The organism is Rossellomorea sp. LjRoot5 (assembly GCF_964253455.1).
Classification (GTDB): Bacteria; Bacillota; Bacilli; order Bacillales; family Bacillaceae_B; genus Rossellomorea.
In genome coordinates this window covers 111430-130326 of sequence record NZ_CAXUQN020000001.1, presented here as the reverse complement: position 1 = coordinate 130326, position 18897 = coordinate 111430, and the positions used below count along the sequence as shown (strand labels likewise).

Annotated in this window: 25 protein-coding genes and 1 riboswitch; of the genes, 8 read left to right on the top strand and 17 right to left on the bottom strand. The window is 42.8% G+C overall.

The annotated features are described in order from the left end of the window. The first annotated feature begins 139 nt into the window (after positions 1-139). Positions 140-235: riboswitch (ZMP/ZTP riboswitch) on the top strand. Positions 236-281: 46 nt separating this feature from the next. From ACSQ2E_RS00680 to ACSQ2E_RS00670, 3 genes are all read left to right on the top strand, one after another. Further along, a complete protein-coding gene (locus tag ACSQ2E_RS00680) occupies positions 282-1136 on the top strand; it encodes a bifunctional 5,10-methylenetetrahydrofolate dehydrogenase/5,10-methenyltetrahydrofolate cyclohydrolase (protein WP_435988903.1) in 855 nt (284 codons plus the stop codon). A 115-nt stretch (positions 1137-1251) separates the two neighbouring features. Next, positions 1252-2808: an FAD-dependent oxidoreductase gene (locus ACSQ2E_RS00675; RefSeq protein ID WP_435988902.1), complete on the top strand. Its 1557-nt coding sequence runs from the start codon at positions 1252-1254 to the stop codon at positions 2806-2808. A 146-nt stretch (positions 2809-2954) separates the two neighbouring features. Beyond that, positions 2955-3089: a hypothetical protein gene (locus ACSQ2E_RS00670; protein ID WP_435988901.1), complete on the top strand. Its 135-nt coding sequence runs from the start codon at positions 2955-2957 to the stop codon at positions 3087-3089. 128 nt (positions 3090-3217) lie between these two features. Here the strand turns inward: ACSQ2E_RS00670 and msrB are convergent, their stop codons facing one another. The 3 genes from msrB to ACSQ2E_RS00655 all read right to left on the bottom strand — a co-directional run bounded on the left by msrB (position 3218) and on the right by ACSQ2E_RS00655 (position 5417). Continuing rightward, on the bottom strand, positions 3218-4156 hold the full coding sequence (gene msrB, locus ACSQ2E_RS00665) for a peptide-methionine (R)-S-oxide reductase MsrB (RefSeq protein WP_435988900.1): 939 nt from the start codon (positions 4154-4156) through the stop codon (positions 3218-3220). Between the two features lie 40 nt (positions 4157-4196). Further along, a complete protein-coding gene (locus tag ACSQ2E_RS00660; protein WP_435988899.1) occupies positions 4197-4526 on the bottom strand; it encodes a CHY zinc finger protein in 330 nt (109 codons plus the stop codon). 219 nt (positions 4527-4745) lie between these two features. Then, positions 4746-5417 (bottom strand): haloacid dehalogenase type II, encoded by a 672-nt coding sequence (locus ACSQ2E_RS00655; protein ID WP_435988898.1) that lies wholly within the window; start codon positions 5415-5417, stop codon positions 4746-4748. A 145-nt stretch (positions 5418-5562) separates the two neighbouring features. Between ACSQ2E_RS00655 and ACSQ2E_RS00650 the strand changes: the two genes are divergently transcribed. The 5 genes from ACSQ2E_RS00650 (at position 5563) to ACSQ2E_RS00630 (ending at position 11441) form a co-directional block, all read left to right on the top strand. Further along, positions 5563-7032, top strand: a complete 1470-nt coding sequence (locus ACSQ2E_RS00650; RefSeq protein WP_435988897.1) for a phospholipase D family protein — start codon at positions 5563-5565, stop codon at positions 7030-7032. A gap of 70 nt (positions 7033-7102) precedes the next feature. After that, positions 7103-7360: a GlsB/YeaQ/YmgE family stress response membrane protein gene (locus tag ACSQ2E_RS00645; RefSeq protein ID WP_060674001.1), complete on the top strand. Its 258-nt coding sequence runs from the start codon at positions 7103-7105 to the stop codon at positions 7358-7360. Positions 7361-7646: 286 nt separating this feature from the next. Further along, a complete protein-coding gene (locus tag ACSQ2E_RS00640; protein WP_435988896.1) occupies positions 7647-8804 on the top strand; it encodes a CdaR family transcriptional regulator in 1158 nt (385 codons plus the stop codon). A 130-nt stretch (positions 8805-8934) separates the two neighbouring features. Beyond that, positions 8935-10071 carry a glycerate kinase family protein gene (locus ACSQ2E_RS00635; protein WP_435988895.1) on the top strand — a complete coding sequence of 379 codons (1137 nt, stop codon included), beginning with the start codon at positions 8935-8937 and terminating at the stop codon, positions 10069-10071. A gap of 14 nt (positions 10072-10085) precedes the next feature. Next, positions 10086-11441 (top strand): GntP family permease, encoded by a 1356-nt coding sequence (locus tag ACSQ2E_RS00630; RefSeq protein WP_435988894.1) that lies wholly within the window; start codon positions 10086-10088, stop codon positions 11439-11441. A 150-nt stretch (positions 11442-11591) separates the two neighbouring features. Here the strand turns inward: ACSQ2E_RS00630 and gvpU are convergent, their stop codons facing one another. The 14 genes from gvpU to gvpA form a co-directional block, all read right to left on the bottom strand. Beyond that, on the bottom strand, positions 11592-11993 hold the full coding sequence (gene gvpU / locus ACSQ2E_RS00625) for a gas vesicle accessory protein GvpU (RefSeq protein WP_435988893.1): 402 nt from the start codon (positions 11991-11993) through the stop codon (positions 11592-11594). Positions 11994-12012: 19 nt separating this feature from the next. Next, positions 12013-12903, bottom strand: coding sequence for a GvpT/GvpP family gas vesicle accessory protein (gvpT, locus tag ACSQ2E_RS00620; protein ID WP_435988892.1), 891 nt, complete (start codon positions 12901-12903; stop codon positions 12013-12015). Positions 12904-12918: 15 nt separating this feature from the next. Then, on the bottom strand, positions 12919-13251 hold the full coding sequence (gene gvpJ / locus ACSQ2E_RS00615) for a gas vesicle protein GvpJ (RefSeq protein WP_435994349.1): 333 nt from the start codon (positions 13249-13251) through the stop codon (positions 12919-12921). A gap of 22 nt (positions 13252-13273) precedes the next feature. Next, a complete protein-coding gene (locus ACSQ2E_RS00610) occupies positions 13274-13558 on the bottom strand; it encodes a gas vesicle protein K (protein ID WP_034764925.1) in 285 nt (94 codons plus the stop codon). Beyond that, entirely contained in the window at positions 13524-13799 is a 276-nt protein-coding gene (locus ACSQ2E_RS00605; RefSeq protein WP_435988891.1) for a gas vesicle protein, read from the bottom strand. Before ACSQ2E_RS00605 ends, ACSQ2E_RS00610 begins: the two co-directional genes overlap by 35 nt. Positions 13800-13822: 23 nt before the next feature. Continuing rightward, complete coding sequence (locus ACSQ2E_RS00600; RefSeq protein ID WP_435988890.1) at positions 13823-14629, bottom strand: GvpL/GvpF family gas vesicle protein; 807 nt, start codon at positions 14627-14629, stop codon at positions 13823-13825. Between the two features lie 4 nt (positions 14630-14633). Continuing rightward, complete coding sequence (locus ACSQ2E_RS00595; protein ID WP_435988889.1) at positions 14634-14894, bottom strand: gas vesicle protein GvpG; 261 nt, start codon at positions 14892-14894, stop codon at positions 14634-14636. Continuing rightward, positions 14894-15658, bottom strand: a complete 765-nt coding sequence (locus tag ACSQ2E_RS00590; protein ID WP_435988888.1) for a GvpL/GvpF family gas vesicle protein — start codon at positions 15656-15658, stop codon at positions 14894-14896. Before ACSQ2E_RS00590 ends, ACSQ2E_RS00595 begins: the two co-directional genes overlap by 1 nt. A gap of 14 nt (positions 15659-15672) precedes the next feature. Further along, positions 15673-16596, bottom strand: coding sequence for a gas vesicle protein GvpN (gene gvpN, locus ACSQ2E_RS00585; RefSeq protein ID WP_435988887.1), 924 nt, complete (start codon positions 16594-16596; stop codon positions 15673-15675). Positions 16597-16625: 29 nt separating this feature from the next. Beyond that, a complete protein-coding gene (gene gvpO, locus ACSQ2E_RS00580; RefSeq protein WP_034764910.1) occupies positions 16626-16892 on the bottom strand; it encodes a gas vesicle protein GvpO in 267 nt (88 codons plus the stop codon). An 80-nt stretch (positions 16893-16972) separates the two neighbouring features. Next, a complete protein-coding gene (gene gvpJ / locus ACSQ2E_RS00575; protein ID WP_034764908.1) occupies positions 16973-17233 on the bottom strand; it encodes a gas vesicle protein GvpJ in 261 nt (86 codons plus the stop codon). Positions 17234-17254: 21 nt separating this feature from the next. After that, positions 17255-17728 (bottom strand): gas vesicle protein GvpQ, encoded by a 474-nt coding sequence (gvpQ, locus tag ACSQ2E_RS00570; protein WP_435988886.1) that lies wholly within the window; start codon positions 17726-17728, stop codon positions 17255-17257. 24 nt (positions 17729-17752) lie between these two features. Further along, positions 17753-18244 (bottom strand): GvpT/GvpP family gas vesicle accessory protein, encoded by a 492-nt coding sequence (gene gvpT, locus ACSQ2E_RS00565; RefSeq protein WP_435988885.1) that lies wholly within the window; start codon positions 18242-18244, stop codon positions 17753-17755. 51 nt (positions 18245-18295) lie between these two features. Beyond that, a complete protein-coding gene (gene gvpA / locus ACSQ2E_RS00560) occupies positions 18296-18556 on the bottom strand; it encodes a gas vesicle structural protein GvpA (protein WP_435988884.1) in 261 nt (86 codons plus the stop codon). Positions 18557-18897 lie beyond the last annotated feature (341 nt).

Sequence of the window (18897 nt, the reverse complement as noted above, 5' to 3'; positions counted from 1 at the left end):
AAAAATCGTCTATTCGGAGTTGAACCATATAGAAAATTAGATGTAGCACCCTCTCAGTCTTTTGATGTATTCCGATAAAAAACACGAACATTAATACTGGAAATACATTTTATATTCGTGTTACAATGAGTTTGAAGATAATTAAAGCAGTGACTGGCGAAAATGTGGAATTAACCACAAGGGAGCTGCGAATTTTACAAAACATGAGCCAAAGCCGTTCGCCTGGGCAGAAGGCAAGGGGATACCCTTGTCTTTTTTTACTCTAATCAGGAGGGATTGCAGTGGAACCACTAGTATTAGACGGGAAACTTGTTGCATCTGAAATTAAGGAAAGCCTGAAATCAAGAGTAGCTGCACTAAAGGAGAAGGGAATCACTCCGTGTCTTGCAACGGTGCTGGTCGGAGATGATCCATCTTCTGCGACGTACGTCAAGATGAAGGGAAATGCCTGTGCGAAGATCGGAATGGAATCGAGGCGCATTCATCTTCCTAAAGAAACGACTACAGAAGAACTGCTTGACGTGATCGGGGAGTTGAATGATGACTCTTCCGTCCATGGGATTCTCTTACAGCACCCCGTTCCCCATCATATCGACGAACGTGCTGCCTTTGAAGCGATTTCCATTGAAAAGGATGTGGATGGGGTCACGAGCCTCGGGTTCGGTCAAAATTCATTGGGGTTTGGTGAATATCCATCCTGTACTCCGGCGGCCATCATGGGCATCATTGATTACTACGAAGTCTCCCTTGAGGGGAAACATGCCGTCGTGGTTGGAAGGAGTCCGATCCTGGGCAAACCCGTTTCCATGATGTTATTGAACCGGAACGCTACCGTGACGACATGTCATTCCTATACAGAAAATCTCCCTGACCTTCTCGCTACTGCAGATATTGTCGTGGCAGCTGTCGGCAAACCGAACTTCATCCAAGGGGAATGGTTAAAAGAAGGTGCTGTCGTACTTGATGCCGGCTACAACAAGGGGAACGTCGGGGACATTGATTATGAAGCATGCTATGAAAAGGCCAGTGCCATCACACCCGTTCCAGGCGGAGTGGGCCCTGTTACGATTTCCATGCTGTTAAAACAAACCGTTGAATCTGCAGAGAAAGATGATCGCATTCTGCAGAGTTCATAAAAAGCGATCCATTAAGAGACTGGCTGAGCCGGTCTCTTTTTTTCTTCATTCTTACTTATTTTTTCTTCATTTCGGGAGAGAATGGTAAGGAATAGAAAGTTAAAGGAGCGTTCATATGGATACACACCAACAAAATGCATTTTTCAACACACCGGAACCCTACTGGAGAGAAACGACTAAACTCCCCCTATTTAAAAAGCTGGATCAAAATATTAAAGTAGACGTGACCGTTGTCGGAGGCGGGATGGCAGGGATCACTACTGCTTACCTGTTGGCAAAAGGCGGGAAGAAGGTTGCCCTCATAGAAGCTGATCACGTCTTGAACGGCACGACAGGTCATACAACCGCCAAAATTTCCGCACAGCACGGGTTGATTTATGATGAACTCATCCAGCATTTCGGGGAAGAGTTCGCAAGGAAATATTATCTGTCCCAAACCAAGGCTATCCAGTTCATCAAGGACACCATTCATAACGAAAACGTCGACTGTCATTTTTCAGAAGAAGACGCGTATGTGTATGCAACATCGGACCAATATGCAGAGAAGATTGAAAAGGAATATGAAGCGTATCAGAAGTTGGATATTGCAGGTAGGCTCAAAGAAGATATCCCTCTCAACCTGGATATCAAAAAGGCAGTGGTGATGAAAAAACAGGCTCAATTCCATCCATTGAAATATCTTAAAGCCCTAATCGATTCTTACACTGGATTGGGCGGCCAAATCTATGAAGGAACCCCTGCCAAGACCATCAATGAAGGAGACAGCACTCAGGTTGTCACCTCTGACGGTTATCATCTCGATAGTGAATACGTCGTCATCTGCTCCCACTTCCCCTTTTATGATGGCATGGGCTTTTATTTCACGAAAATGCATGCAGAACGCTCGTACATCATCGGGGTGAAAGCTAACAAGGATTATCCGGGAGGCATGTATATCAGCGCAGAAGATCCAACTCGTTCCCTCCGCTATGAAGTGGATGAAAATGGGGCAAAACTCATTCTGATCGGCGGGGATAAACATAAAACGGGGCAAGGAAAAGATACGATGAACCACTACAGGGCACTAGAGGAATTTGCAGAAAAGGTTGTCGGTGTAGAGGAAATAAGGTATCGCTGGTCCGCACAGGACTTGATCACCCTTGATAAAGTGCCTTATATCGGAAAGTTGACGGAAAAGCATCCCTCGATTTTTGTGGCAACAGGTTTTAATAAGTGGGGCATGACTTCCGGTACTCTTGCCGGCCAGATCCTTTCTGACCAGATCTTAGGAAATCATCACATTTATGCAGACATCTACTCACCTTCGAGGTTTGTCGCTGACCCAAGTATCAAGCATTTTTTCAAGGAGAATCTCAATGTAGCCGGCAAGCTCATTAAAGGAAAACTGCAAATCCCATCTAAAAAGCCCGAGGACCTTGAGAAAGGGGAAGGCGATGTCGTCAATTTGAACGGACGCCGATGTGGAGGGTTCCGTGATGAATCCGGAGAACTGCATGTCGTGGACACAACCTGTACCCATCTCGGCTGCGAAACCGAATGGAATCACGGAGACCACACCTGGGACTGCCCTTGTCACGGCTCACGCTTCTCCATTGACGGAGACGTCATCGAAGGCCCTGCCAAGAAACCCCTCACAAGGTTCGAATTAAACGATGGAGGGACGGACCTCTAGAGAAAATGAGATATTTGTCGAATATAGCCTGGGAAATAAACTGAAAAACCAAGGTATCTGACATATTTTGTCGCATGATACAGAAGAATATTTCCTGCGTAACTCCTTACACTATAGATGCTTGACTATTTTGGGAGGGATTCTGAATGGGACGCACAAAAAAAGGTAACCGCAATGCTCAAAGCAACACGAATGCTAAAAGAGGAAATCGCACAAGTTCTGAATTAGTCGAATTTACAACCGGGCAGGAAAATGCCAAGAAAAACCGACCACAAAAGTAGGAACCTGTCATAGACCAACAACCGGAAACAGTGGGACATCATCTGCTTCCGGTTGTTCTTTTTTGCAAGGAGGATTCTTCCTCCTATTGGTTGAAGTCCTTTGGCTAACCGTGGCGGCCGGCATGGCTTTACTTACCAGGAAACAATAACAGAAAATCACCGTATCCTTCTTCTTCAAGTTTTTCTGTAGGGATAAACCGTAAAGCTGCAGAGTTGATGCAGTAGCGAAGTCCTTTGGGACCCGGCCCATCCGAAAATACATGGCCAAGATGGGAATCCGCTTCTCTGCTCCTGACTTCCCTCCGGGTGGAAAGATGGGAGAGATCGTATCGTTCGCTGACGCTTGCGTCCATGACCGGCTTTGTAAAGCTGGGCCACCCACAGCCACTGTCATACTGATCTTTCGACGTGAAGAGGGGTTCCCCTGACACGATATCCACGTATATTCCATCTCTTTTGTTTTCCCAGAATTCGTTTTCATATGGTGGCTCCGTCCCATCTTCCTGGGTGACGAAATATTGCATCTCTGTTAGCTGCCCTTTTAAATAGGATCGATCCTTTGGCCAATATTTCTTCAGGAAATCTTCCCTGCTGCGTTTGTAAAGCGCATATCGGAAAGCGTTTTTCTTGTGGAAATCCTGATGATAGTCTTCCGCAGGATAAAATTCCCTGGCGGGGAGGATTTCTGTCACAATGGGGTCTGCAAACCTTCCACTCTTCTCCAATTCTTTTTTAGAGTCCACCGCAACCTTTTTTTGACTCTCATTGTGATAAAAGATCGCTGTCCGATAGGAGCTTCCCCGATTTTTGAATTGTCCTTCGGGATCTGTTGGGTCAATTTGTCGCCAGTAAAGATCCAGTAGTTTCTCATACGAAAACAAGGCAGGATCAAATAGTATCTGCACTGCTTCATAACGACCGGTTTCGCCTGACGTCACTTCTTTATAGGTTGGATCTGCCGTATCCCCGCCAGTATAGCCGGAGATGATCTCTTCGATTCCTTCCTGATTCTCAAAGGGTTCCACCATACACCAGAAACAACCTCCTGCAAACGTCGCCTTTTCCATTTCATCATTCCCTTCGTTTCACGTGAAACATCGCTGTCCTTCACCCTTCAAAATAAAGGTGGTAATGGTTCCGACACCCAGGATTAAAGGAAGACTGACAATGCGGGCAGACCGATTGGCAGTTCATATATTGTAAAATCGTTAGTTCATTATGGCATTCCCCGCAAAGAATCGCTTTCGTATTCCACTCTTCCGGAGACCAGAGAATGGGATCATGATCTGTCACTTCTTCGTGACATGAGTGGCAAGGGTAATAGGTGTTACAGCATTTGAATTTAATGGCGATGATATCCTTTGGTGTTCGATAATGCTTGCATTTTGTTTTAGAATCCACTTCTACGCCGGATACCGGAATCAGCTTTTCAGTCATGATTTTCCTCCCCAATCAGTATGTAGTAGTCTTCTATATTTAGGATTCGTATTCCTCTCAAAAAAGAAAGGAAATCAGTCTAATGATCTACCTGTACTATACAATGAATTTAAACGGAAAGGGAGTGGGAAGATTTTTGAAGTTCCCCGAAACTGCCGATAAAAGAAAAAGCTGATCTTCTAATGTCTTTCACGACGTAAGAAGATCAGCCTCTTGTTCCTAGCTCTTATGCTCAAGTATTCCGTTCAAATCACGATAGACAAAATCAGGTTTCACACCCAGCTCATCCATCACCTTATCCTGGCGATTGATCCAAGCCGTATGGAAACCAAAGTTAGCGGCCCCTGCTATATCCCATGGATTAGAGGACATAAACAGGACTTCCTCCCTTTTGACTCCAAGCTTTTTCAGGACAAGCTGATAAGCCATCGGAGTTGGTTTGAATTGCTTCACCTCATCCACTGTCAACACTTCATCCAATAAGGGACCAAACGACGACTGCTCAACCAGCGGTGAAAGCATATCCAGGGAACCATTGGAGAAAATCGCGGTTTGATGAGATGATAATTCCCCCAGTACACTTTCCACTTCTTCATAATGAGTTAATTCCAGATAGGCATCCAATAACACCTTCTCTTTTTCATCAGTAAGATCGACCCCGACTTGTACACACGCGTAATGAAGGGCATCCTTCGTGATGGAGAAAAAGGTTGTATACGTTCCCATCAACTGACGCAGGAAGCTGTACTCCAATTGTTTCTGCCGCCAAACCTGACTGATTTCCTCCCCTTTCTCAGGAAAAAGTTCATTGCATTTTTCAATAACGGAATGAACATCGAATAACGTTCCATAGGCATCGAATACAAAAGCTTTTATGTTGAGATTTGACATACACACACTCCTCCCAGATTCTCCTTATATAATAGACTATTTCCCAGAATGTAAACTTTCACAATCCATTTTCTTCAAATCATGTGGATTCTCCCAGAGGCATTGGGGGTATAGTAAGAAAAAACAGTAGAACAGGGGAATTCATTTGAAGACAAAGAAAAAGTGGTATAAGAAGAAAAAATGGTGGATCTGGGGAGCCATCATATTGATTCTGACAGCGGTGATGATTTACAACCGCATCAAGCCCTTACCACCAGGAATCTCATACTCAAGCGATACTTATACCATACCGGAGAGTGACGTAGAATTCTTATACGACCTCACTTATCAGAAGGATGGGAAAGAACTTTATGATCAATCGATCTTTGATGAGGTGTATCAAACCATTGAAGAAGCAGATGATTTTCTCATTTTGGACTTATTCTTAGTAAATGGCTATACAAAGGGTGACCGTGATTATCCGAAGATCAGTGAAACATTGTCCAGGAAGATTGAAGAACAAATGAAAAAGAAGCCCGACCTGAAAGTGGTCTTTATCAGTGACGTCGTCAACACGACTTACGGGTCACACCAAGCGAAACAAATTGAACCATTGGAAAAGCTTGGCGCTGAGGTCGTCTTTACCGATTTGAACCGCCTCCGGGATCCCAACCTCATCTATTCCGGCGTATGGAGGACCGCTTTAGGATGGTTCGGACAGGATGGCTACGGGTGGCTGCCTAACCCTATGTCCCCTTCTGCCCCGAAGGTCACGATGAGATCCTATTTAAAACTATTGAACGTGAAAGCCAACCATCGAAAAGTCGTCATCTCGGAAGACTCGGGACTCATCCTATCCGCCAACCCACATGATGCCAGCGGATTTCACTCGAATATCGCTTTTAAGGTTAAAGGAGACATCATCAAAGACATGGTCAAAGCTGAAAAAGCCGTAGCGGATTTTTCAGGTGGGAATTTGAATGCTTTCCCTACAAAGGAAGAGGTAAACGATTCGGTCAAAGCCTCACCTCCAGGTGAAACATCTGTCAACGCACAGATCCTGACGGAAAGAGAAATTCAAAAAGGGGTGGTAAAGGCATTAGATGATGCCAAAAAAGGCGACGAGGCCTGGATTGGCATGTTCTACCTTGCGGATCGGGACATCATCGATGCAATTGAGGATGCGGCAGAACGTGAAGTTGACATCCGGTTAGTACTGGACCCGAACCAGAACGCCTTTGGACAAGAAAAAATCGGACTGCCGAACCTTCCCATTGCAGCCGAGCTTTATAAACTGGAGAACGAACATATCACCATTAGATGGTATAACACGAACAAAGAGCAGTATCATACGAAATTCATTTATGTAAAAGGGAAAAAGCAAAGTACCGTGATCGGGGGATCGGGTAATTATACATCCCGAAACCTGGATGATTATAACCTGGAAGAAAACCTGAAGCTGACGGCCCCATCAGACAGCAAAACCATGACCGAAGTCGACGACTATTTCGAACGAATTTGGAATAATAAAAACGGGACCTACACCGTTGACTATGAAAAATATCAGGATAAGTTACCTGCTGTTAAGTATGTCATGTATATTCTGCAGAAAATTTTTCAAGTGACAACATATTAGGTTTTGACATTTGAAAAAAGGGGAAAATAACTTTTAACAACATAAAAACATTACATGGAGGTAAGAAAAGATGGGTATTATCTTATATTTAATTGTTGGTGGAATCATCGGTTGGCTAGCTGGTCTAATTTTAGGTAAAAACGTTCCAGGTGGAATCATCGGAAACATCATAGCAGGTATTATCGGTGCATGGATCGGTGGGGAACTTCTTGGAAGCTTCGGCCCGTCCCTTGCAGGAATCGCTATCATCCCGGCATTATTGGGAGCGATCATCTTCGTCTTCTTATTAAGCTTAATTCTAAGAGGAATGAGAAGAACGTCTCATTAAGAAAGAATACTGAAACCCCTGGAATCCAGGGGTTTTTTATTTGTGCTAAAAGACATAAAAAAACAGCCCATGCAGGCTGCCCTCTTAATATGTCATCGATTTCTTATGTCTTCTTTTATTCCGATACTTCTTATAAATCGGGTAAATAATAGGTCCCCATTTGATCAGTCTTCCCATTAAACGTTTCATGAAGGTAACCTCCTTTGTATAGTATTCTTTACCCGAATTATGCAGAAAGAAAACATATGCTAGAATGAAGGCAGGTCAAATGAACGGAGTGTTCCATATGCATATTACAGAAGAATTAGCCTATCCAATCATCGCAAAATTAAAAACCATCGTACACTACAATATCAATATCATGAACGAGTCGGGTGTCATTGTTGCCACAACAGATGCTACACGGATGAATCACGTTCATGAAGGAGCTCTATTTGTGCTCAAACAAAAAAGACCATTGATTATTTCTGAGCATGATTCAGACAGGTATCATGGTTCTAAAGAAGGCATCAACCTCCCTATTGAGTTTCTCGGGGAAATGATTGGAGTTGTCGGCGTAACAGGGTCTCCCTCGGAATTGGAACAGTTCGTGAAAATCGTAAAAGTCACAGTGGAAGTGATGCTTCAACAGGTCCATTTCCATAGTCAATTGCAACATAAAAAAACACTCATGGATAATTGGTTACTGGATTTAGTTCACCCCCATTATTTTGATGAAAGAAAAAATGAATCATTTGCTCATCACTACTTACATCTTGAAACAAGCCAGAATGTTCAAGTTTTTTTGATTCAGTTTGATGACATATCCACTCACTCTACAACCAACCTCCCTTTATCAATGGTCAAAGAAGAGATTTTAAGAAGAATGAAGCTTCAATTACCAAAGGTACAGTTTCAATCCTTTATCACTGACTCCCACTGCGTCCTCGGTGTCCCATCAAGTATTTGTCCCACTAAGGAAGAAGCATGCCACTTGGCCAAGCGTTTGCATCAACATCTACAGGAGAAGCATTTCAAGGTGAAGATGGCTGTCGGCAATGGCTATTCAGGAGTCAAAGGATATAGAAAATCTTATGTGGAGGCACAAAACTGTCTTGAATTACAGGAGAGCTTCCCACAGTTCACTGACTATGTTCATATTCAGGATTGGGGTATTATGGATTTCATCAAGCAAATACCCATTGAGATTCGGAAGGAATTCATGAACCGATATCATGAGCGCACCATTCATGTGAGTGCCTCCCTGCGATATACCCTCCAGCGGTTGTTTGACTGCCAATTAAACATGAAAGAAACGGCTATCTCATTACATATCCACCGCAACACACTTCTCTACAGACTTGAAAGTGTCCAGGAACTGACAGGTCTCAACCCGCGGCAATTTGATGATGCCATCTTACTTCGGTTTATATTGCTTATTCAAGAGATGAATAAAGAGGCGTGAAATATGATTGTGCATATGCACAATCTTTTTTCTATTTATAAAGAAATGTTTAGGTTAATTTACATTGTAACCGCTTACTAAAATTGATTAAATGAGTAAATGGATTATATTTTCTGAAAAAGGAGTCGCTATGAATATTCTTATTGCCCCCGATTCATTTAAAGGAAGTTTAAGCTCACTCGAGGTCGGAACTATTATGGAAAAAGCCTTTAAGGATGAATCCTCAAGCTTTCAAACAAACGTCATCCCCATGGCCGATGGTGGCGAAGGAACGCTCGAGACCTTAATTTACGCAACGGGAGGGAAAAAAGTAAAAACGATCGCAACCGGTCCCTTAGGAGAAAAAGTTTCCACAGAGTACGGTGTGTTAGGAGATCAAAAGACAGCTGTTATTGAAATAGCTTCCATTTCAGGGTTACCAATGGTGCCCATTGAAAAACGGAATCCCTACCACACTACGTCGTATGGCATTGGGGAAGTCATTGCTTCAGCCATGGAAGAAGGCTTTCGAAGTTTCATTATTGCACTTGGCGGGAGCTCGACGAATGATGGCGGGTTCGGAATGCTTCAAGCTCTCGGTGTTACCTTCCTTGATGAACAAGGTCATACTTTGGGGTCCTTTGGAAGAGATTTAGGACTCATCTCCAGTGTGGATTGGAGTACCCTTCACCCTCTAGTAAACGACTGTACCTTTCATATTGCTTCAGATGTGGAAAACCCTTTATGCGGTGAGAAAGGCGCCTCATCTGTATTTGGCCCTCAAAAAGGGGCCACAAAACGACAGGTGAAAGAGCTCGATCAGCAATTGCTTCACTACAGTCAGTTGCTTAAAGGAGTAAATGGGAGCGATTTCAAGGACACAAATGGTGCAGGTGCTGCCGGAGGACTCGGCTTTTCCTTCCTTCATTTAAACGGCAAAATTCAATCAGGCGCTAAACTGGTGGCTGAAGCTTCCGATCTTTCAGCTGCGATTTGGAAGGCAGATTGGGTTCTTACCGGTGAAGGACAAAGCGATTATCAAACACTGTTTGGTAAACTCCCTTCTTATGTAGCATCCATTGCTAAACAGCATCATACGCCGGTATCTCTTGTTGCCGGGAGCTTAGGAGAAGGGTTTCAACATTTATACGAAGACTTTACCAGTTGTCATTCCATTGCCATTGGCCCAATGACTCTTGCTGAGAGCATCAGCCGGGCAGAAGAACTGCTTTACCATGAAACAAGGAACATCGCACGAATTTTACACGTAACAAAGGGAGAAAGATAAAGGGGGAAAATCTTATGTCAGGAATTTGGTTATTTACGGTCATTGTATTAGGGGTAGGGTTCATCATTTTCACAACGGCTAAATTGAAGCTTCAGCCTTTTCTATCGTTATTGTTTGCTGCGTTCTTGGTCGGTATCTTTGCAGGACTGCCACTGAATACCGTCGTAGAAGCAGTCAACGGTGGGTTCGGAGGATTAATGGGGTATATTGGTATCGTTATCGTAGCGGGTACCATAATCGGGACTATTTTAGAGAAATCCGGTGCCGCTCTCAGGATGGCAGAAGTGGTTCTTCGTTTAGTGGGGGAAAAGAGGCCACAATTGGCTATGTCCCTTATTGGCGCAATCGTGAGCATCCCCGTCTTCTGCGACTCCGGATACGTCATTCTCTCAAGCTTGAAAAAAGCGTTGGCAAAGCGTGCAAAAGTAGCTTTAGCTTCCATGTCCGTTGCACTTGCAACAGGGCTATATGCCACCCATACGCTGGTTCCGCCCACTCCGGGTCCCATCGCAGCAGCCGGGAACATCGGTGCCAGCGACTACTTAGGAACCATTATTTTAATCGGGATGATTGTAGCCATTCCTACGATTCTGGCAGGGTATCTTTGGGCCATCAAAGTCGCAAGTAAAATTAAAATCGAAGGGGAAGAAGAACTGGATTTGGATTATGATGAGATCGTCAAATCCTTCGGGGAACTTCCTTCAACGTTCAAATCCTTTGCTCCGATTGTACTTCCCATCCTCTTGATTGGTGCAGGTTCAATCGTCAGCTTCTTTCAATGGGAAGGCGGAGCAGCAGAGGTCCTCTTATTCATCGGTTCTCCTGTTGTCGCTTTACTCATCGGAGTCCTCGCTGCCTTTGCCCTCATGCCGAAGTGGAATGAAGAAACCCTGAACGGCTGGGTCACTCAAGGGATGAAAGATGCAACCAATATTCTATTAATCACAGGCGCAGGAGGAGCATTCGGTTCCGTTATCAAGGCGACTCCTGTTGCAGAATTGATTCAAGGAATCGCAGACGGAGGTTTGCTTTCCGGTGCCCTCGTCCTTCTCATACCATTTGTTGTCGCGGCACTATTAAAATCGGCTCAGGGCTCTTCAACCGCGGCGCTCGTCATTACTTCCTCCTTGATTGCTCCATTGCTGCCACAGATGGGGATTGATGGAGCCGTGCCTCTTGCTTTAGTGGTCATGGCCATTGGTGCAGGGGCCATGACAGTGAGTCATGTCAATGACAGTTATTTCTGGGTTGTAACCCAATTCAGCGGGATGAAAGTCACAGATGCGTATAAGGCGCAAACTGCAGCTACACTGGTTCAAGGTTTAACGGCTCTTGTTTTCACCTTACTCCTTTGGGTCATCCTTGTGTAACCGGGATCATAACAAAATCTCCTTTCCTTCGATTACCGGAAAGGAGATTTGTGTCGAATCCGGTAAATCCTCCCCGGGAAATAATTCCTTGTCGAGGGATTGAAAATACAAAAAAGCAACCAGTAACTGTATCTGGCTGCTTTTTTTGCATTATTTACTACTTTTCGATTCTGCTATTTTACCCAAGAAGAATCCATCGACTTCGCTTATTTTCCCACGCCACATGATCTTCCCTTTCGAAGGGGTCGGCTTGCTGTCGCCACAATACACCTTTGTGTTCTTCAAATGAATAAAGTGAGCTTCAGCACTTTGATTTTCTTCTACAGATTCTCCGGCTCTCGCAAGCTCCTCACTCAGCTTCTGAGCTACATCACTGCCATCCTCAAAGGTTTCACTCAATGAATCGAAGTATTCCTTTGCGGAGACGAGGGTACCTGTTACGACAGCTCCTTTGACGTTTAACGTGATGTCTAATGAAAAATCATGCTTGTTTGATGCCTGTACAAAAAATTCTAAGATGCTATCCTTCCCTGTACCTGATTCTACACTCATTTTCACATCTCCTTTATTGTTAAGCTACAGTATCATCTTCGGTAGAGATTGTTGTATCTTCGTCTTGATCTTTGTCTTGACCTTCGTCTTTATCATCATCTTTTTTTGCAGATTTTTTACTTTTAGCTGAAGACTTGCGAGTAGAACGCTTCTTTCCCTTTGAACCAGATTTGCCGTTTGATTTCTTCTTGCTGGAAGCTTCTTCCTCTTCTTCGCTATCATCTTGTTCATCTTCATCAGTTTCTTCGTCTTCTGCGTTTTCATCTTCATCAGTTTCTTTGTCTTCTACATTTTCTTCATCTTCATCAGACGCTTCTTCTTTAGGCTTTTTAGAAGATTTCTTACTTGAAGAAGTTTCTTCGTCTTCTTCTTTTTCTTTTTCTTCTTCTTTTTCTTCTTCATCCTCGTCTTCGTCTTCCTCTTCATCGCTTTCATCTTCACCTGCTCCGGCAATTTGATTCATTTTCTCTTCTAATTGCTGTAAGCGGGTCTGAAGTTCTTCATTTTCCTGTTTAAGGGCATCATAGTCCTGGCTAGACTCTTCTTCTTGACTGTTCGTTTCTGTTGAGTTAACGGCCGTTTCCGTGTCTTCAGAAGCTTCTTCCTCTTTATCACGCTTGAACAGGTTAGCTGTTGACGATTTTAACGAGACAGCGGCTTTTCTGGATTTTTCCTTTGCTGCATTCCCGAAGTCCAGGCTTTTGCTTTTGATTTTCTCCTGATCGATACGATCCAGAAGTTTCTTTCCATTTTCAGGTGTTGCCAGATATCCTACAGTTGCTCCTAACAGACTTCCTGCCACGGTTCTTTTGATAGGGCCGCTTCTTCTTGCCTTATTCTCATTTGTTGAATTCTTTTCCTGTTCTTGATTCTCAACTGTTGTGTTTTGCTTATTATTTTTTTCTGCCATCGGTAAAACCTCCATTTAGTTAGTTGTTTCCGCCGTATTAAGACGGTTTGTATCCAATTTCTTTTCAAGTGATTCCAGTCGTTCCTGTAATTTCTTATTTTCCTCTTCAAGTGCTTTCGTGTTGTTATCTGCGGCTTTGGAACTGAGATAGGGATCATTTTCCCACCAGTCCATGCCTATTTCTTTTGCTTTATCTACAGAAGCAACGATTAAGCGGATCTTTATCGTAAGCAGCTCGACATCGGCGATTCCCACCGTAATATCTCCTGCCACGACAACTCCTTTATCTAAAATCTTTTCTAATACATCCACGATTGTGTTGGATTGTGCCGGATGCTCCATACCCATCATGTAACCTCCTTATTCGGCATTACATTAAGCTCCCTAAAGGACCAAGATCTATATTCAAGTCTTCTGCATCAAGACCAAATACCTCTTTCAACTCTTCCATCTTTTCTTCTAAGTTCATTAGGGCAATGCCTAGATTCTCCACTTGTTCATCTGTTAACGTGCCGCCTTCTACACGGCGCATCGCATGTCTCTCGACGATTTGCCTTAATAGTTCTACAACAGTTAATACAAGCTGTGCCAATCCTTGTTCTGCTTTTTCAGGGTCGAAATTAATTCGCCCATTTGTCCCGCTGGCCTGTTGCATGAATCAATCCCTCCCTTTCTTTATCGAAATGATCGGATGTTACCGTTTTGCGCGTTCCCTGCTTGTGTTGCACCAATGTCTCAACTGAGGAGATCAGCACTCGCAAATCCAGATACACGAGGTCGACACCTGCAATGGATATAATCAAATCTCCCTTTATCGCCACACCTTTGTCGAGAATGACATCTAAAATATCTATAAGGGCTATATCTTTGTTTTCGATCGATTCTCTGACTGTCATATTTCTCATTCCTTATTTTGTGATTAAGAAAAACTAGAAAAATGATAAGGTGGCCAAGGGCCGGATGCTTCAATTTTCCAACCTGCGTGTCCCAGTTCTTCTTCGTATTGCTTTATTTCTTCAACAAATTCATCTACTTTGGATGCAGGAAGGAGAAATACACTGTTCCAGGCCATATGTTCCTGTCGGCCTGTGACATCCTTACTCCAATTTTTTTTGATATTCCCATGCAGGGAATGTTCTTTCAGCTTTTCATGAACCTCTTCACAAAGTCGGTTCTTTTCATTTTCTAGTTCCCGATCAATCAGCTGATCGATTTTTTTCTTTTCAAAGAACTGCCTGCCCTTTGGTAACTCGCTGATTTCTTTCCTTTTGGCTTCGATGGATGGATTGTTTTCACTTACTTGTTCTTTCAGCAGCTTATCGTCACAGTAGATCTTGACGTTCCACTCTTCGTTGCCATCCAGCTGTTCAAAGGTCGCCTCGAGCTTGTTTCGATTGCCTTCTATCGAGGACTTGAGGCTATCCTCATTTTTGTATAATGTACAGAACTTCAAGGGGATGATGGTATACAACTTTGAAACCATCAATACCGTTTCGTGATGATGAAATGCCTTTTCCTGAAGCCAATCCATGTCGTTATCGACTTTGTCCTTAATGGTTTCTTCAGAGTATTCACTTGATGGTAAATCACAAACTATGGCTGTCACTTCTCCGATTTCAATCGAGTACAGCTCACTTTCTCCATCGAATCCTTTCATGGAGGGCAGGTTTTCTTTATTTGCTTCTTTTGTCGGAATTAAGCCGTATAAATAAAGTAAATCGCTCATCTGATCACCCTTGTTTCTTTTTCGTTAATTCTTCCCATTGTTCCATTTCCATCTGTTTCGCAATTTCATACCTTGTTAAGAGCTCATCTTCTTTTTCCTGGAATGCCTCCTCAGGAATTTCTCCTAATTCATACATCATCTGAAGCTGAATCAATTTTTGTTGAATGGTAGGAAGGTCGTACAATTCTTTGTCTGCCTCTTCTTTGATCTTTTCAGCGACTTTTATGACTAAATTAATTGGTGCACTCCCCAATTTATGAATCATCAGCCTTCCTCAACCTTCAATCGTATGTTGACAAAGTTGTATGCCGGCCAAGGGCCGCTGTAATTAAATTCGACCTTATCCTTCCACTTTTCATGTGCTTCATTGACTTTTTGATCGAACAACTCTTCCTGATCCCGGTCGATTAAGAAAGAAGCGTTAAGAAGCATTTTTTCACTTGAAGGTTCGTTGGCCTTTGCCGATACTGCCGCTTCCTCAAGAGGTGCATACACTTCTTCCTTAATCTCACTTTGGAGGGAAGCAAATAACTTCTGAGCCATTCCGCCAAGCTGAATCCGGTCATAATACGCTGCTGATTCTGATTTGCCTTTAACGGCTGTGGCCATTTTTTCTACCTGAGGGTTATCCTTTACCATTGCTTCAAGCCATTCCTTTTTACCGATAACCTTTAAGCCCAGCTCGATTTTTCCCTTAATGGCCGGGAAAAGAGTTTCGAACTGTGGATAAAGGTTTTCAAGCAGTGCCTCTACATCGTCTGTTGATTTAAAGACATTTCCGAAGCTGATCGGGATGACCGTATCCTTTTGTTCCATGACCCGGGATACAGCTCCCTGGTGCATCAGTAAATTCTGCTTCTTGGGATGATAAATTTTCATGGGCACTTCTGCTGCTACCATAGCTGCGTCCTTATATCTGATCGTGAACGTCTCGCGTTCTTGGCCTTCTATTTCAATCGAACCAAATTGATCGTCTTCATTGGTTTGGATGGCACAAAATATATAAATTCCCATTTCTTCCTGGCTCATTATAATACTCTCCTTTATTCCTCAGATACCTTCATACGTTTACATGCATCTATAATCAATTGTTCTGCTTTTTCTTGTGAGTTTTCCCCGTCGATACATCGACTTATACTATGTGCTGCTATATCAATACATAGACGTTGAAAATCTGTATCCTTACCGTCTATGGGAATGTCTGATTCAATGGCGAGTCTTGCAATCATTAAGGAAGCACGCAAGCTCGGTCCGTTCATTTCATTTGTACATTGATCGCGTAATGTTGAGATTAGTGTAGTAATCGCTCTTGCTTCACCCATAACCAGGTTAGCTTTTTCTGATACAATCTTCGCTTCTTGTTCTGCTCCCTTGTAATCTACGTTAATGGTGATTAACCTATCCAGTAGAGCATCCTGTGTTTGATAAACCCCTGCATACTCTGCAGGATTACTAGTAAATATGATGGCAAATTCCGGATGTACTCTAATAAAGGGCTCTGTGAGCTTCGAACCATACAACGGAATGATTCCTTCTTCCAAAATGGATAGGAAGATATTATTCGTCGTCGGCTGTGATCGTGTAAATTCATCGTATACAAGGGTATAACCATTCTTGACGGCTTCCAGTAATCGACCGTCTCTCCATGTCTCTGTGACGCTTTCGTCCTTTTTGTAAACGGATCGTACATATTGATCGACGACCTTTTTACTTGTATAACCCGTAAAATCACCAATTAAGTCTTTATTATTCAGTTCGTGGTTTCCGTGCATGAGCATAACCGGTCTTTTTCTCTTCTTCGCCAGTGCGAGTGCAAGAGACGTTTTTCCGGCTCCAGAAGGGCCTGTAAAATGCACAGGATATCCAGCTTTTAGATATTGCAATGAGCGCGAAAGCAATTCTTTCGTTTCATCATCTTGTATTAATGCCCTGCTATCCTTTTTGATCCGTTTTGTTAAGACCGTCACTTACAATTCCCTCCTACTCGCTAGAGCCACTACATTTCCTGACCAATGGCACTTCTGTAACGGATATCCCGTCGTTTAAATGACGTGACTTCCTTTTCTTTATTAAGTAGAACATCATATGTTCCAAGCATTTCGTCTTTCGCATATTTCTTCATATATTCTTTTTCTTCAATCACTTCGACTTGCAGCTTCCAGCCTTCATCTTCTGTCAGTTCCACTGACGTTATCTTATGGACCGGAGCTACATGTTCATTGAAGAAATCCGTCACACTATTCATGATTTCTTTGATTACCATAGCTGCCTCCTACTTTAGATGAAGGGGAGGGTGCCAATAATGGCCCCCTTCATACTTTTATTCTTTTAGTGGTACTCCATTTAGATGCTGAACTGGGAGCTTCTTTCATTCTGCTGTGTAGCAAGTCCGTTTTCTTCGACGTCATCCCGTAAGAGGCCTACTGCCTCTGCATAACGCAACCATGTATCAACGCTTGCGATGACGACCCTTGCTTCAACTGTCAATATTTCAATTCCAACGACGGATACTCTTGCAAATGCGTCAATGACGATCCCTTTGTCCAGAATACGGTCGATGACTTCTGCTAAACTCGAACTGTTATTACTCTTTTGAATAGCCAATTGTTATTCTCCTTCCAGTGTTTATGAACAGATTGTCTTAATGTCTTTTGATGATTTAATGTTTTCCGAACTTTTGATTTCAGTCGAACTCTTTATATTAAAGGAACTCTTTATGTCACTTGCTCCCTTAATATTTCCCACGCCTTTGATTTTTGTTTGTTTGTCATTCGATGAAGAGACTTTCTTTTGAAACTCTTCTCCTGCTTCCTTTGCGTTTCCTAACTTTTCTCGTACGGAAAGCAGGACATCCTGTACTTTTTCTTTTGCTTCTTCTGCTTTGTTATGAACATTTTCGGCGTTTTTCTCTTTTGCATTATCTAATTTCGCTGATGCTTCGTTGGCTTTTGATTGAATACCACTTTCCACACTGTTTACAAATGTTTCTTTCGCTTTGTCTTTCAACGTATCTTTCACTTTATCTTTCACTGGTTCTGGAGCATGGTCGTATGCTTTTTTAGCCATCTTCCCAACTGCTTTTTTTACAGGCTTACTCATGTAATGCCCCCTTCAGGGATGCGATTATTTCTTAGAATCCACCAGGCTGTTCAGCATTTCCTCGATACGTTCTAAACGCTCATTCAAATTCTTGTTTTCTTCTTTGATCCCTTCTAATTCTTCTGATTGATTGGAAGAACCTTCATTCTGTTCAGCTTTGGCATCAGTGTTCTCCGACGCCTCTTCTTTTTTCTTCTTAGGTGACAGCAAACCACCTTCGAGCCTGCTCATATATCCGGTAGCGGATTGTCTAAGGGTGATGATGGCCTGCTCTGTCAGGAATTCCTGTGCTGACCTTCGCAATTCTTTACTTGCAGCTTTCATCACTTCTGATTTCCCTAAACTGTCCACCATTTTCTTTCCTGTACCCGGATTTGTAAGCAATCCGAGACCCGCTCCGACTACTCCACCTATAATCGCGTAATTCATGGATTGTCTGTTTTCAGTTGTTTGTTCTTCGTTTCCTTCAGTATTTTTCGTTTCTTCCACTTGTTGACTGCTTTTTGTTTCTGCCATATCCATCCTCTTTTCTAGAAAAAATAGTAAAACTATATGTTACTTACTTGTTTAAACGCTAAATGCTGTTCCTCTTTCATTTTCCTGTTTCGCTAAGCCCTCTTCTTGAACATCGTCTCTTAAGAGCCCAACTGCCTCTGCATATCGTAACCATGTATCTACACTTGCAATGACGACTCTTGCTTCTATTGTAAGAATTTCAATTCCTACCAAGGAAACTCTGGCAAATGCATCAATGACTATTCCTTTATCCAGGATTCTATCAATTACTTCTGCGAGACTTGAGCTATCATTACTTTTTTGAATACTCATCGAATCTCTCCTCTTATTTGGTGTAGCCAATGACTGTGTGCAAAAATTTTATTCTGTTTAATCGGTGTTTACCTCGATTTCCGCCCCTGTTAAACCATGTGGTGGGAATTATTTGAAGTAAACTGCCATTTTTTATACATGTTTTAAATCGGTTGTAACAGGCTGTAACAATTTTCCCTTAGAGGCATATGCATTTGTGGAGTTTTTGTGGAAATAATAATTCAAATAAGACAAATCGGTTACAGTTTCCAACTATAATAGGTGGTTGAATTTAAAGGGTGAATATGCTTAGAAGCGATAGGGGATATAGAACCAAAAAGAACCTGAAGCGATAGGCCAAA

Excerpts from the sequence above, each read along its gene's own strand:
- ACSQ2E_RS00675 (WP_435988902.1), top strand. The coding sequence starts at position 1,252 with ATGGATACACACCAACAAAATGCATTTTTCAACACACCGGAACCCTAC.
- ACSQ2E_RS00670 (WP_435988901.1), top strand. The coding sequence starts at position 2,955 with ATGGGACGCACAAAAAAAGGTAACCGCAATGCTCAAAGCAACACGAAT.
- msrB (WP_435988900.1), bottom strand. The coding sequence starts at position 4,156 with ATGGAAAAGGCGACGTTTGCAGGAGGTTGTTTCTGGTGTATGGTGGAA.
- ACSQ2E_RS00660 (WP_435988899.1), bottom strand. The coding sequence starts at position 4,526 with ATGACTGAAAAGCTGATTCCGGTATCCGGCGTAGAAGTGGATTCTAAA.
- ACSQ2E_RS00655 (WP_435988898.1), bottom strand. The coding sequence starts at position 5,417 with ATGTCAAATCTCAACATAAAAGCTTTTGTATTCGATGCCTATGGAACG.
- ACSQ2E_RS00645 (WP_060674001.1), top strand. The coding sequence starts at position 7,103 with ATGGGTATTATCTTATATTTAATTGTTGGTGGAATCATCGGTTGGCTA.
- ACSQ2E_RS00640 (WP_435988896.1), top strand. The coding sequence starts at position 7,647 with ATGCATATTACAGAAGAATTAGCCTATCCAATCATCGCAAAATTAAAA.
- ACSQ2E_RS00635 (WP_435988895.1), top strand. The coding sequence starts at position 8,935 with ATGAATATTCTTATTGCCCCCGATTCATTTAAAGGAAGTTTAAGCTCA.
- ACSQ2E_RS00630 (WP_435988894.1), top strand. The coding sequence starts at position 10,086 with ATGTCAGGAATTTGGTTATTTACGGTCATTGTATTAGGGGTAGGGTTC.
- gvpU (WP_435988893.1), bottom strand. The coding sequence starts at position 11,993 with ATGAGTGTAGAATCAGGTACAGGGAAGGATAGCATCTTAGAATTTTTT.
- gvpT (WP_435988892.1), bottom strand. The coding sequence starts at position 12,903 with ATGGCAGAAAAAAATAATAAGCAAAACACAACAGTTGAGAATCAAGAA.
- gvpJ (WP_435994349.1), bottom strand. The coding sequence starts at position 13,251 with ATGGGTATGGAGCATCCGGCACAATCCAACACAATCGTGGATGTATTA.
- ACSQ2E_RS00610 (WP_034764925.1), bottom strand. The coding sequence starts at position 13,558 with ATGCAACAGGCCAGCGGGACAAATGGGCGAATTAATTTCGACCCTGAA.
- ACSQ2E_RS00605 (WP_435988891.1), bottom strand. The coding sequence starts at position 13,799 with ATGACAGTCAGAGAATCGATCGAAAACAAAGATATAGCCCTTATAGAT.
- ACSQ2E_RS00600 (WP_435988890.1), bottom strand. The coding sequence starts at position 14,629 with ATGAGCGATTTACTTTATTTATACGGCTTAATTCCGACAAAAGAAGCA.
- ACSQ2E_RS00595 (WP_435988889.1), bottom strand. The coding sequence starts at position 14,894 with ATGATTCATAAATTGGGGAGTGCACCAATTAATTTAGTCATAAAAGTC.
- ACSQ2E_RS00590 (WP_435988888.1), bottom strand. The coding sequence starts at position 15,658 with ATGAGCCAGGAAGAAATGGGAATTTATATATTTTGTGCCATCCAAACC.
- gvpO (WP_034764910.1), bottom strand. The coding sequence starts at position 16,892 with ATGGTAATCAAAGAAATCATGAATAGTGTGACGGATTTCTTCAATGAA.
- gvpQ (WP_435988886.1), bottom strand. The coding sequence starts at position 17,728 with ATGAGTAAGCCTGTAAAAAAAGCAGTTGGGAAGATGGCTAAAAAAGCA.
- gvpT (WP_435988885.1), bottom strand. The coding sequence starts at position 18,244 with ATGGCAGAAACAAAAAGCAGTCAACAAGTGGAAGAAACGAAAAATACT.
- gvpA (WP_435988884.1), bottom strand. The coding sequence starts at position 18,556 with ATGAGTATTCAAAAAAGTAATGATAGCTCAAGTCTCGCAGAAGTAATT.